10 protein-coding genes are annotated in these 11,187 nt (G+C 39.8%); 6 read left to right on the forward strand and 4 right to left on the reverse strand.

Annotated elements, in window-relative coordinates; all coding sequences use genetic code 11:
* From ACMZ6U_RS06705 to ACMZ6U_RS06720, 4 genes are all read left to right on the forward strand, one after another.
* Window positions 1–603, forward strand: a 603-nt coding sequence (locus tag ACMZ6U_RS06705) for an ABC transporter ATP-binding protein (RefSeq protein WP_416107338.1), incomplete at its 5' end; no start/stop codon positions are given.
* Window positions 590–1,771: a hypothetical protein gene (locus ACMZ6U_RS06710; RefSeq protein ID WP_416107339.1), complete on the forward strand. Its 1,182-nt coding sequence runs from the start codon at window positions 590–592 to the stop codon at window positions 1,769–1,771. The genes ACMZ6U_RS06705 and ACMZ6U_RS06710, both read left to right, overlap by 14 nt.
* Window positions 1,772–1,778: 7 nt before the next feature.
* Complete coding sequence (locus ACMZ6U_RS06715; protein ID WP_416107351.1) at window positions 1,779–2,465, forward strand: ABC transporter ATP-binding protein; 687 nt, start codon at window positions 1,779–1,781, stop codon at window positions 2,463–2,465.
* On the forward strand, window positions 2,446–3,729 hold the full coding sequence (locus ACMZ6U_RS06720) for an ABC transporter permease (RefSeq protein WP_416107341.1): 1,284 nt from the start codon (window positions 2,446–2,448) through the stop codon (window positions 3,727–3,729). The genes ACMZ6U_RS06715 and ACMZ6U_RS06720 overlap by 20 nt, the downstream gene beginning before the upstream one ends.
* A 26-nt stretch (window positions 3,730–3,755) precedes the next feature.
* On the opposite strand, the gene dusB is transcribed toward ACMZ6U_RS06720, so the two are convergent.
* The 4 genes from dusB to ACMZ6U_RS06740 form a co-directional block, all read right to left on the reverse strand.
* A complete protein-coding gene (gene dusB, locus ACMZ6U_RS06725; protein ID WP_416107343.1) occupies window positions 3,756–4,733 on the reverse strand; it encodes a tRNA dihydrouridine synthase DusB in 978 nt (325 codons plus the stop codon).
* Entirely contained in the window at window positions 4,720–5,592 is an 873-nt protein-coding gene (gene hslO, locus ACMZ6U_RS06730; protein ID WP_341931982.1) for an Hsp33 family molecular chaperone HslO, read from the reverse strand. Before hslO ends, dusB begins: the two co-directional genes overlap by 14 nt.
* A 90-nt stretch (window positions 5,593–5,682) precedes the next feature.
* Window positions 5,683–6,954: a toxic anion resistance protein gene (locus ACMZ6U_RS06735; RefSeq protein ID WP_416107345.1), complete on the reverse strand. Its 1,272-nt coding sequence runs from the start codon at window positions 6,952–6,954 to the stop codon at window positions 5,683–5,685.
* A gap of 23 nt (window positions 6,955–6,977) precedes the next feature.
* Window positions 6,978–7,706, reverse strand: coding sequence for a hypothetical protein (locus ACMZ6U_RS06740; protein WP_416107347.1), 729 nt, complete (start codon window positions 7,704–7,706; stop codon window positions 6,978–6,980).
* A 654-nt stretch (window positions 7,707–8,360) separates the two neighbouring features.
* On the opposite strand from ACMZ6U_RS06740, the gene ACMZ6U_RS06745 reads away from it, so the two are divergent.
* The gene (locus ACMZ6U_RS06745; RefSeq protein WP_115131133.1) at window positions 8,361–9,653 is read left to right on the forward strand and encodes an adenylosuccinate synthase; all 1,293 of its coding nucleotides are present in this window, start codon (window positions 8,361–8,363) and stop codon (window positions 9,651–9,653) included.
* 371 nt (window positions 9,654–10,024) lie between these two features.
* A complete protein-coding gene (locus ACMZ6U_RS06750) occupies window positions 10,025–11,071 on the forward strand; it encodes a BMP family lipoprotein (protein WP_416107349.1) in 1,047 nt (348 codons plus the stop codon).
* Window positions 11,072–11,187: the final 116 nt, after the last annotated feature.

Consider the following 11,187-nt stretch of genomic DNA (forward strand, 5'->3'; position numbering starts at 1 on the left):
GTTAAAAACTTGTCTTATGAGTATCCTGAAAAAGTGCTTTTTTCTGATATTAGCTTTAATACAGCTGACTCTCCTTTGGTGATAATTCGAGGAAAAAATGGTAGTGGGAAGTCAACCTTATTAAAAGTGATATTAGGATTACTACCAGCTCGTTCTGGGACAGTTCATTTGACTGAAAAAATGTCTTACGTTCCAGATTCGTCTGAGCAGTATTTTGTCAGAATGACACCTCGCATTCTATTTCATTTTTTGGGCAAGCAATACCGTATACCTCAGGCAGAGTTTGAGGAGAAGTTAGCCAGTTTAATTTCACTATTTACCTTTAGTAATAAGCTTTTTGACCATACCATACAAAATTTATCTTTGGGAGAGAAAAAGAAGATTATGCTCATAGCCGCATTTCTAGCAGAATCAGATCTATATCTGATGGACGAACCATTCTCTGGTTTAGATACAGATAGTGTTACTCATCTTCTTCAAAAAATCAATGATGATCTCAATCATGGTAAGCAATTTATTATCGTCACTCATGATAGTGAAGAATTTCTGGATAATATATCAGGTCTCATTCTTAGAATAGGAGAGGTGCATGACAACTCGTGATATTCTCTATCTATTTTTTGTAGCGAGACAAGGCTATTGGGATGTTAAAGACGAGATGAGATTTTCAGGTTTTTTGATTTATCTATATCCTTATGTTTTAGGAACTCTTGCTGTTTTATTGATTTATATTATTGTTGGTAAGGAACTGTTAACTTTTTTGGATGAAACTTATTTTTTGAATATGTTTCGCTATAGCTATCTTTATAACACTTTTCTTTTTCTTATCTTTCCAGTGGTGTTAATATATGAAAATTACCATACTTATAAGTCTAACACAGAGGTAACTTTTAGTTTATTTTTCGGGATTTCTGCATTGACCTATCAGAAATTACTTTTAGTAAAAAATATGCTTGTTGCCTTACCAGCATTTGCCTTGGCCTTGTTCAGTCAGTTTTGGATTTTTTGTCTATTGATGCTCTTGGCTCATGTAGCAAGTATTCTCTATTTATTTAATGTCAGACAAGTATCCATTTTACGTCTAGAAAGATTGATGCCTCCTTATTTTTTAACTGTTATTGATTATCGATCAGTTTTGAAATGTATCTTTGTTCCATTGATTTCGTTTGCTTTCTTTTTAGTCATGAGTTTCTATCAACCAAATTTGACGGGAACAGCTCTTGGTAACAATACGTCTTCTTTTTATTTGGGTATCTTCCTAGGTACGATACTCTACTCTAACAAAGGACTGCCTTATTTTTTTCTGGGTATGGTAAAGGATCTACCGTATTTGAAAGTTATCGGTGTTGATATCAAACGATTTTTGGGTAGACAGTTAAAACTTATGTTATCATTGATTTTTGGATTGTCTGTTGTACCTTTACTCATTTATTATCTATCTAGTGGTTTTCTTTTTATTGATGTGTTATTACTAATCTTAGGACTGTCAGTGACTTTTCTAGTTTTGCAAGGGATGCAGATGACAGAATCTTTATTCCTAAGAGAGAAGGCATTTCAATCTGTAAAAGAATTGGAGAATTACCGTTTTCCGATGACTTACTTGATGAAAATCTGGTTATCTCGACTCTTGTTTTTAGTGGTTTTGCTTCTAGGTGACCGATTGCATGGAGAGTATGCATCTGTTGTCATTGCCATAATTACTTTATCTTTGTTGAGTTTATTTATAGGACAGTATCGTAAGGTCTTAGAACAGTATATCAAGCAACTATAGGAGGGGAATCGCTTTGTTACAATTAACGAACATTAACAAATACTATCAACTTGATGGGACAAATAGGGAACAAGCCTTGAAAAATATATCGTTGTCTTTTCAAAAAGGAGCTATTACAGCCATTTATGGGCCATCTGGCTGTGGTAAGACCAGTCTCTTAAACATTATCAGTGGTTTGGATAGGGATTTTGAAGGGGAGCTCACTTTTGAAGGGCAGAGTCTGCGTGGTTTGTCTGAGGATGACATCACGCTTTTTCGTAAAAACCATATTGGCTTCATTTTCCAGAACTTTAATCTGATTCCTCACCAGACTGTTGAGGATAATGTACGATTGCCTCTTTATTTACAAGGCTTATCTCAACATGAGAGTCAGCAAATTGTGGCTAAAAACCTTGATGATCTGGGTATTTTAACACTCAAGACAAAAAATGTTAAGCAACTATCAGGAGGTCAAAGGCAACGCGTGGCTATTGCTAGAGCCTTGGTTAACTCTCCTGAGATTATTGTTGCAGATGAGCCGACAGGCGCTTTGGACTCAGAGTCTCAGGCGATGGTATTAGAGATTTTGGAGACATTGGCAAAGTTAGGAAAGACTGTGATTATCGTGACACATAACCCAGAAGTTGCTGATTATGCTGATGTGATTATCACAATGAAGGATGGTGAGGTTATTCATGAAACTAACGCGAAATAAATTATCGATGCAGCATCAGTTAAAGTTGGCTTTTGGAAACTTTATGGAGCGTAAATGGCGTAATCTGGTGATTGCTTTGGCAACTTCGATAGGCTTTATCGGTATTATCATTTCTTTTGGTCTTGGCAATGCTGTTCTTACGATGATTAACCAAAACACTGGCAATGGCAAGCTTCCTTCACAAATCCAAATCTCTCTCAATGCTGAAGTCATTAAGACGGGAAACTTGAATAAAAATGATATAACAGAGGTGCAAAAGCTAGTTGGTAAAGATAAAATCAAGTATCTGGAAGCGCCGTTCTCTGTGATGATGAGCAGTCTGTATATAAAAGACTTGGGTAATTTAAGGATGACAGAAAGTCTTCCAAACTATTCGCAAGTAGTAAGTCTCTATCGGGATACTAGCATTTCAGTTGTTGCGAATGATGCTGATGAGATTGTCTTAGGCAAGGAATATACGGACGCTGATGAACAGGGGTTGACGATTCCAGTGACGCTGATAGAGCATTTTAATAAAGCCAATAAAACTAACTATCATCATCAGGATTTTTTAGGTAAGGAAGTGACGCTTCAACTGTTAGAAAATTCAGCAACTGACACCAAGACAGGCACTATCAAAACGACTATTTCTCGCATCATCAAGGCTGAATTGGGGGATAGTAATAGTTTTATGGCACCCAATCAGCTAGCGAAAGCTATGGAAACTAACGGCTTTACCAAGACGATTCCTTATCTTTTGCTGGAGGCTAAAAATCCAGAGGATACCGCTAAAATTAGCGATAAGATCAAGAAAAACAAGAAATATCTAGTCATATCCCAACAAGCCATTCTTGATATTGTCATTAACTTTATCAAAATTGCTCAGGGGCTGCTTATTGTGTTATCTTCACAGGCAGTGTTGGTATCTATTGTTATGATTGGGGTTATTGTTTACATCAATATCATGCAACGCTCACGAGAAATTGGTGTGATGAAAGCAGTGGGTTACCTCAATAAAGACGTGAAGGCGATTTTCTTATTGGAATCTCTTTTGATTACTCTCATCTCACTCTTATTTGCCTTTGTGATATCGCTTGCTATTGGTGGCCTGGCCAATACGATTGTAAATCATTTCTACAAAAACATTGAGCGGGTCTTTGATCTTAATTGGCAGTCTGTTCTTGGGATGATAGTACTTGCTTTTACCATGGGTTACTTATCAGCTTACTTTCCAACGAAAAACATCAGTAAATTAGATCCTGTTGAGTCATTGAGGTATGAATAAAAAAGAGAGGCGCTGGCCTCTTTTTCTTATCTTAGTTGATTGAAATGTTCTTGCACTTCATGGAGATTTTCGGCGCGTGATACAGCGCTACGAACCTTAGCAGCACCAGCTGTTCCTCGTAGGTAGTGAGGAGCAAGTCCACGGAATTCACGAACAGCAATCATTTCACCTTTAAGGTTCACCAAGCGTTTGAGATGCTCTTCAGCAATGTCTAATTTCTTAGCAAATGGTAGTTCCGGTAGTTCTTCCCCCGTTTCAAAGAAGTGATTGATTTGAGTGAAGATGTGTGGGTTGTTCATAGCAGCACGACCTACCATAACGGCATCAACGCCAATTTCTTCAATCATGAATTTGGCATCGTGAACGGTTTTGACATCACCGTTTCCAATAAATGGGATTTTGGTAATGGCTTTGGAAACACGTGCCAAGGTTTCATGGTCACAGTGGCCACGGTACATTTGCTCACGAGTACGACCGTGCATAGCAAGTGCAGAAACACCAGCTGATTCAGCAGCAAGGGCATTTTCCACAGCTAGTGAGCTGTCAGCCCAACCAGTACGCATTTTGACAGTCAACGGAATATCCAGAACAGAAGTCACTTCGCTAACGATGTGGTAAATCTTGTCTGGGTCTTTAAGCCATTTGGCTCCAGCTTCGTTTTTGACAACTTTATTAACAGGACATCCCATGTTAATATCAACGATATCAGCTTTTGTGTTGGTTTGGATGAAGTCTGCCGCACGTTTGAGACCTTCAGCATCACCACCAAAAAGCTGGATAGACATTGGGTGTTCATTTTCATCAATATGGAGCATGTGGAGTGTTTTTTCGTTGTTGTAGAGTAATCCTTTTTCAGAAATCATCTCCATGACAACAAGTCCTGCACCGAATTCTTTAGCGATAGTACGAAAGGCTGAGTTAGTTACTCCTGCCATAGGTGCTAGGACAGTGCGGTGTGGGATTTCGACATTCCCAATCATGAATGATGAATTAAGCTTTGTCACGGATAATAGCCTCCAAATCGTCTTGATTAAATTGGTACTTAGTGCCGCAGAATTGACAAATGATTTCGGCACCTTGGTCTTTGTCTTTCATGTCCTCTAAATCAGCCATTGGTAATGTGGCGAGAGCTGATTCGAAACGATGGCGTGAGCAGTCGCAGTTGAAACCGATGGTTTCTTCTGATAGACGTTTATAAGGCTCATCGCCATAAATAGCCGATAGCAGAGCATCAATGTGGTCTTCTGACTCTAAGAGCGTTGAGATAGCTGGCATGTTTTGGATACGCTTCTCGTAGCGGCTGATTTCTTCCTCAGATGCACCTGGAAGGACCTGAAGCATGAAGCCTCCAGCTACTTTGACTTGGTCGTTCTCATCTAGTAGGACATTGAGACCAACAGCAGAAGGTGTTTGCTCGCTTTCTGTTAGGTAGAAGGCGAGGTCTTCACCGATTTCTCCCGAAACGATAGGGGTTGTTGACGTGTAGGGATTGCCAGTACCATAATCAACGATGACCACAAATTGCCCAGCGCCCATGAAAGGTCCAACGAGGACTTCTCCAGTTGCTGTTTTCTTGATGTCAACGCCGGTATTTTGGATGTAGCCTTTGACGTTTCCTTTGGTATTTGCAACGGAAATAATGTGACCAAAAGAGCTGTTACCAATGACTTTGACAGTGATTTTGCTGTCGCCTTTTTGGTTGGCAGCGAGGATTTGGTTGGCAATGAGGGTGCGGCCGAGGGCAACTGTTGATGATGATAGGGTGTCGTGATTGACTTGTGCTTGTTTAACAGTCTCAGTGCTGTCGAGGACATAAGCCCTGAAGGCACCTGACTCTGAAATTGATTTGATTAATTTATCCATAAACCCTATTTTACCATATTTATCAGTGATTTAGGGCAAGAGAAAACTCCTCGTTTGAGGAGTTGGATTATTGGATTAAGTGGCTTTCTATTAATCTTTTTGACTTGTTTCTTCAGCTTCCACATCTTTTTGGACTTCCTTGCCTTCGTTTAGGAGGGCTTGAACAATTTTTTGGTCACGGAGTTTGACGGAATCGTTGATGGTTTCAGCTGATTTGACGATGGCTGTTTCTAGTTGAGCACGTTGTTTACGTCCGTTGTCGATAGCGGCAATGATGCCATTGTTTTGTTCAACAAGACTTTCAGCCAATGCCGTAACGGATTCGATAGACATGGTTGGGCTTTGAGCAGAGCGCTCAAGAGCAGGAATAGCTTCTTTACTTGTTTGTGCTAACATTTCAAGAGCGGCGTTGTTGGCATTAACGATGGCATCTGCTGTTGCGCCGGATTTGACAGACTGTTGCAACATTCCTAGCTGAGCGATAGAAAGCTTCATGGTTGGAATGGTGTTGCGACGGAGCATGCCGAGTTTTTGGCGCATGTCTGATGATACTTTGACCAAGTTACGCATTTGTGGTGTTGTGGTCCAAGCTACATAGAGGCGGCTCATGTACTCGGTATGTTGTTGTTCCAAGGTGTTGATGACTTCGGTCATGCGGGCTAATTCTTCGGATTTAGCGTGAAATTCTGGGTCAGCATTATCTAAGAGTGCCACTTGTTTTTGTAGTTCTCCAGCACGTTTTGCCCCTTCATTTTGTGTGGCTTCGAGGAAGGCAATGACACCAACCAAGTTTTCGATGGATTCCGTGTTATCTTCAATTAGCATTTCAGCGGATACGATGTTACGTGCTAAGGTTTCTTCTTGTTTGACTACGGTAGCAGCCATGCTATCCATTTTTTGTTCGATATTTTTAGAGTCGAAGTAGAATTCTTGTAAGCTAGATTTACTTTTATTGAAGATTTTTTCGATAAAGTTTGGCTTTTTCTCTAACTCTGCTGGTTTGACATCTTTGTACTTAGTGATGAAACCGTTTAGTTCGCGATTGGTCGCAGCAAGGAGGTCATCGACTTGTGGAATTTCTAGTTTTTTCTGTTCAGAGAGAATGTGATTAACGGTCTTGTTAACTTCCTCAACAGCTGAAGTCCCGAAGTCCAAGAGGTAGTTCTGGTCATCGACAAAGGCATCAACGAGATCAGGAGCCTTAGCTTCGATAGCTGATTTTTGCTCTGGTGATAATTTTTCTAAGAAGGCAATTTGTCCAGTTGAGCTTTCAGGTTCAGAAGCGATGATTTCAGTGGTCTTGTCTGTTTTAGCGACAGCGCTATTTGCGATTTTATCAATATCAAAATTAAATTCGGCCATGTGAATATCCTTTTCTTTCTAACTTATATTTTATCACGCATCATGCGTAGACTAACGTCAAAATCTTTAAGCCCTGATTCGTTGAGTTGACGAAGGGTTTCATCAAGTTCTAAGTCAAATTGTTCAAGACCTATCTTAGCTTCAGACAATCGTTCTTCCGCATTGTAATAATCTTTTGGTGCTTCTTTGATTTTAAGGTAACCTTTGAGAATGTCGTCGAAACGCCTCATATTATTTTCGTGAAGGGCAGTCAGTTCAGCCTGATTATCAGCCTTCTTGATTTTTTCCATAATGGCTCGATGGTCACGCTGGATATTATGGTAGATAGTAGTCAATTCTGGTGCCCGTTTAAGCAGTTTGGTTTCTTCCTCACTAGCGGGTTCTAAGTCAGTAGCGATATGGAGACGTTCCAACTGCAGGTTGACATCTGCCTTAACATCATTAGCTTTTTTAGTGACGCGACGATAGATTTTGAGGTCCATATCGTCTTTTAAAGCCTCTGATTCAGTCGTGATTTGATCCAATTTCGGCAATAACTGGCGGGCAACAATGCTGTACTGTGTGTAATCTTGATCGGCTAAGTAATTGTCCAAGAGCTTTACTTGCCGATCAGCCTGTTGGATAGTATCCTTTAAATCTTGTAATCGTAGGGTTGTATTTCGTCTTTGAAGAGCCGTTGGACGATTGGTTGCATAGTAAGTACCTAGTCCAGAGACGGCAATTAAGACGATGAGGATGACAATAAATTCCATGCACTACCAATCTCTTTCTAATCTTTTGAATGTAATAACATTGTACTCTAAAGGGTAATTGAAAACAATTTTTTAGCGATAAGTTATTAAGATTTATGACAAAATAGGTTATTTTCCTAATGAGATGATAGTACGAGTGATAAAGGGTAGCGTACAATTGCTAGAAGAAGAAAAAATAGAGTTTAACTGTTGCTTAAGTCTAGGATAGAAGAATTAACTTCGTTAAATTGGGGAAAGTTGTCTTTATATCATCATCTTGAAGTAAGAAAAAGAGATCAATCTTTATCTTTTAACAAAGAAGTTTTCTTGTCACTACAGAGTTACGATTGAGACAGTAAGGTATTATCACTCCTTTTATTGTAAACGATATGGGAAAAGACTAAATTATCCTGACATTACTGATGCCAAAGGTTGTTAATTTATCATAAGCGTGAATGGATTTTGGCTAAAAACATTCGGGATTTGAATTGATTTGAATAGCGAATGGTGAAGAGGTTATAGAAATCACCCGATTTTTATTGTTTTCTGGAAAAAGTTTTCGGTTTTTGCTATAATAAAGTGTAAGATAAACTTGCAGGTGAAATTCCTGCCAATAGTTTTTCAGAAAAGGAGCAGGGTTTCGCTCAGCTATTGGGCGCAGCCCGAATCAAAAATATGACATCTGTAGTTGTTGTTGGTACCCAATGGGGTGACGAAGGTAAAGGTAAAATCACGGATTTCTTGTCAGCTGATGCGGAAGTCATCGCTCGCTATCAAGGCGGTGACAATGCTGGTCACACAATCGTGATTGATGGTAAGAAGTTCAAACTTCACTTGATTCCGTCAGGGATTTTCTTCAAAGAAAAAATCTCAGTGATTGGTAATGGTGTGGTGGTCAATCCAAAATCTTTGGTTAAAGAATTGAATTATCTCCATGAAGAAGGTGTAACGACTGATAACCTTCGTATCTCAGACCGTGCCCACGTTATCCTCCCATACCACATCAAGCTTGATCAGCTTCAAGAGGATGCAAAAGGGGACAACAAAATCGGTACAACCATCAAAGGGATTGGCCCAGCTTACATGGATAAGGCTGCGCGTGTTGGTATTCGTATCGCTGATTTGTTGGATAAAGAGATTTTTGCAGAACGCCTTAAAACCAACTTGGCTGAGAAAAACCGCCTCTTTGAAAAAATGTATGAATCAGATCCATTGGCTTTTGACGATATTTTCGAAGAATACTACCAGTATGGTCAAGAAATTAAACAATATGTGACCGATACATCTGTTATCCTCAACGATGCTTTGGATGGTGGTAAACGTGTTCTTTTTGAAGGAGCACAAGGGGTTATGCTTGATATCGATCAAGGAACTTACCCATTTGTAACCTCATCAAACCCAGTTGCTGGTGGTGTGACTATCGGTTCAGGGGTTGGACCATCAAAAATCAATAAAGTCGTTGGTGTATGTAAAGCCTACACCAGTCGTGTTGGTGATGGACCATTCCCAACAGAATTATTTGATGAAGTTGGCGATCGTATCCGTGAAGTTGGTAAAGAATACGGAACAACAACTGGTCGCCCACGTCGTGTGGGATGGTTTGACTCTGTTGTCATGCGCCACAGCCGTCGTGTATCAGGAATTACCAACCTTTCCCTTAACTCAATTGACGTGCTTTCAGGTCTTGATACCGTCAAAATCTGTGTAGCCTATGACCTTGATGGCGAACGTATTGATTACTACCCAGCAAGTCTTGAGCAACTCAAACGTTGTAAACCAATTTATGAAGAACTTCCAGGTTGGTCTGAAGACATCACAGGTGTTCGTAGCCTAGAAGACCTTCCAGAAAATGCTCGTAACTATGTTCGCCGTATCGGTGAATTAGTTGGTGTTCGTATCTCTACTTTCTCAGTAGGACCAGGACGCGAACAGACTAACATCTTGGAATCTGTTTGGGCGAATATTTAGGCTTTAGTCGCTTTGATTATTCGTCGTCTACGGCTTACCTAACTTAAGTTATGTTTTCGCCTTGTCTCCTCGCCTGAAAGCGCCTAAAGAATTAAATAATATTAGGGCTTTAGTTAATCTGAAACCTTCGTAGTCACACCTTCGTCAGGGTGACTAAAACTGTGAGTATTAGAGTTCAGACGTTCAGAATAAACATAAGAACGTCATCAAATTGAGATAATGAAATGTCATCAAGCATTCAGGCTGGTTCTCTAGTCTTATCAAAAAAAGTAAGTTTCCCTTTATGGGGCTAGTGCGGTTTCTTAGGGGCCTTGCTTTTTTGTGTTGTTTGATGAAAAATAAGGAATGGACAATTGAAAAAGGAAAAAATAATGAAAAAATCACTAATGACCGTAGGTACTCTTTTGAGCGCGACTCTTCTGCTGGCTGCTTGTGGCAATCGTTCAGAGCGTTCTGAAAAAGATGCTAAAAATGACTTGAAAGTTGCTATGGTAACTAATGTAACTGGTATTGATGATAAATCATTCAACCAGTCAGCTTGGGAAGGACTAACAGCTTGGGGTAAAGACAATGGTCTTAAAAAAGGAAAAGGGTACGATTACTTTCACTCAGCTAGTGAGTCAGAATTTGCAACAAACTTTGACACAGCTGTAAGTAACGGTTATGGTTTGATTTTCGGAATTGGCTTCCCACTGCATGATTCCCTTGAAAAAGCAGCGTCAAGTAACCCAGATACCAACTTTGTCATCGTTGATGATGTCATCAAAGACCAAGATAATGTTGCAAGTATTACCTTTGCGGATGACCAAGCTGCTTACTTGGCAGGAGTTGCTGCAGCTAAAACGACAAAGTCCAAGACAGTAGGATTTGTTGGTGGTATGGAAGGTGAAGTTGTTTCCCGTTTTGAAAATGGCTTCAAAGCAGGTGTAAAATCAATTGATGATAGCATCAAGGTGAAAGTTGATTACGCAGGGTCATTTGCCGATGCAGCTAAAGGAAAAACCATTGCTGCTGCCCAATACGCAGGTGGGGCAGATGTGATTTATCATGCGGCTGGTGCGACTGGTGCAGGTGTCTTCAGTGAAGCAAAAGACCTCAATGAACGCCAAAATGAAGCAGACAAAGTTTGGGTTATCGGTGTTGATAGCGACCAAAGTGCTGAAGGGAAATACACTTCTAAAGATGGCAAATCATCGAACTTTGTGTTGGCCTCAAGTATCAAAGAAGTTGGTAAAGGACTTCAAATGGTAACAAAGGAAACACAAGATGGGAAATTCCCAGGTGGTAAAGTTAGAACCTTTGGCTTGAAAGAAGACGGTGTCTCACTAGTAACAGACAACCTATCTGATGATTCTAAACAAGCTGTCGAAGTTGCTAAAAAAGCCATTGTGGATGGTAAAGTAACGGTTACTAAATAGGATGGAGTGCCGCAATAGACTATCAATTATTTTCTAATGTATAGAGAAGTTTAGGAATATAAAATCAAGATCATATCAACAAGTTTTAACCAAGACTTGTGGGTATGATCTTTTTA

The sequence above is a fragment of the Streptococcus pluranimalium genome, assembly GCF_047785745.1.
In the GTDB taxonomy this organism is placed as follows: domain Bacteria; phylum Bacillota; class Bacilli; order Lactobacillales; family Streptococcaceae; genus Streptococcus; species Streptococcus pluranimalium_B.

What these genes read in the sequence shown, in the direction of transcription:
- ACMZ6U_RS06750 (WP_416107349.1), top strand. Translation starts at nt 10,025, where the DNA reads ATGAAAAAATCACTAATGACCGTAGGTACTCTTTTGAGCGCGACTCTT.
- ACMZ6U_RS06720 (WP_416107341.1), top strand. Translation starts at nt 2,446, where the DNA reads ATGAAACTAACGCGAAATAAATTATCGATGCAGCATCAGTTAAAGTTG.
- ACMZ6U_RS06710 (WP_416107339.1), top strand. Translation starts at nt 590, where the DNA reads ATGACAACTCGTGATATTCTCTATCTATTTTTTGTAGCGAGACAAGGC.
- ACMZ6U_RS06740 (WP_416107347.1), bottom strand. Translation starts at nt 7,706, where the DNA reads ATGGAATTTATTGTCATCCTCATCGTCTTAATTGCCGTCTCTGGACTA.
- ACMZ6U_RS06735 (WP_416107345.1), bottom strand. Translation starts at nt 6,954, where the DNA reads ATGGCCGAATTTAATTTTGATATTGATAAAATCGCAAATAGCGCTGTC.
- ACMZ6U_RS06745 (WP_115131133.1), top strand. Translation starts at nt 8,361, where the DNA reads ATGACATCTGTAGTTGTTGTTGGTACCCAATGGGGTGACGAAGGTAAA.
- hslO (WP_341931982.1), bottom strand. Translation starts at nt 5,592, where the DNA reads ATGGATAAATTAATCAAATCAATTTCAGAGTCAGGTGCCTTCAGGGCT.